The following is a 1464-nucleotide window of genomic DNA, read 5'->3' on the forward strand; positions in this document are numbered from 1 at the left end:
GAGATGCCGGAACAGATTTCAAGGATTGCGACAATGAAATCGGACACAAGCGACTGGGGGGAAGTTGCAGGATTTTGCTCCAGGCTTGCACAGGATGTTGTTCAAAGCGCCAGGGATGAAGGCCTGCAGTATAGAACAGCAAGCGTTATTTTCATTCTGGCAAACCTTAAAACCCACACAAAAAGCAGGTCGTTTGAAACTGCAAACTGCGATTTGACAAGGCTGCAATCCGTGATTAATGAGCTTTCAAAGTCCTTTTTCGAGGAAAATCTGACTGTTGTTTGCAGGAGGGCGGGGGTGCGGATTTCGGGGCTTGAAAAGGCGGAAAAAGGCAAGGGGCAAAAAAGCCTGATGGAATTTTGAAATGGCGGATTCAGCATTTATTCCCTGAACAGGCCCGGGTTCTCGTTGTATTTTTCGCTTAGAATCTTGTGGATGCCCATTCCGTATTGCATTGCGACTTTTGGCCTATGGACTGCTTCAGGCGGCAGGCCAAGCTTTGCAGCAGCTTCTCGAAGCTGCGGCTTTTTCATCTGCCGTTCGAATATTTTGGACTCGGCCGTGCAGCCATAGGCTATTGTGATTATGTCCTCGTCAATGAAGGGAAACGCGACTTGAAGGCCAAAATGTGCTGCGACTTTGGCAGTCAGCGACAGGTCTTTTCTTGGAAGCGCCTTTAGTTCGACCTTTAGCACTTCAAGCAAATCCTCCCCACCTTCGTATTTGTCATAGTGGCGCTCATAGCCTGCAAATAATTCCTCGGCCCCGCTTCCAAAAAGAATGGTTTGGACTCCAGACTGCTTTGCGGCCTTGCAAACCGAGTATGCTCCAAGCATCAGTTCCATTTCAAGAAAAGTGCCCTCGTGGATTTTCTTGCACTCCTCAAGATTTGCCATGAGGGATTCGCATGTTAGCTTCTCAAGTATGAGGTTTCTTGCGCCAAGCCGCCTTGCGATTTTGGTTGCAGCCTCAACGTCCTTTGAGCCTTCAAAGCCTGCGCAAACCAGCAGCACGCCTGGATCTTTTTCTATTGCGCACTTTGCAATTATGGTGCTGTCAAGGCCGCCTGAAAAAGCCACTGCGCACTTTACTGTGCCGGCATTGCCACTGCCAGAATTGCCGGTATCTTGAACATGAGTTGAATTTGCATCGTCAATTGCAAGCATGACGGATTTTTTCAGCGAAATTGCAAGCTGGCGGGAAATGTAGACGACCTGCTTTTCGCTTCTTTTGATGCCTTTTTCGATTATGGCCTCAAGCCCCGATGGAGAAAATGACATGGAAAAACCAGATTTGTGAAAATATGCAGTGTTGGTGATAATCTAATGGGGGGAGCTACCACCGGGGGGAGCACGTGAATTGTTAAAGTTCCCTTATGGCAGTCGTTTCGTTGCTGGTGATTAACTAAAGGGTTGAAAGCCTTAAGGGAGCGTCTGAAAAACTAAGTTCCCTTATGGCAGTCGT

1 protein-coding gene is annotated in these 1464 nt (G+C 48.1%); it reads right to left on the minus strand.

From position 1 onward, the window contains the following. Nucleotides 1-380 precede the first annotated feature (380 nt). Entirely contained in the window at nucleotides 381-1280 is a 900-nt protein-coding gene (locus FJZ26_06000; protein ID MBM3229960.1) for an asparagine synthase, read from the minus strand. Nucleotides 1281-1464: the final 184 nt, after the last annotated feature.

This window comes from Candidatus Parvarchaeota archaeon (genome assembly GCA_016866895.1).
Lineage (GTDB): Archaea > Micrarchaeota > Micrarchaeia > Anstonellales > VGKX01 > VGKX01.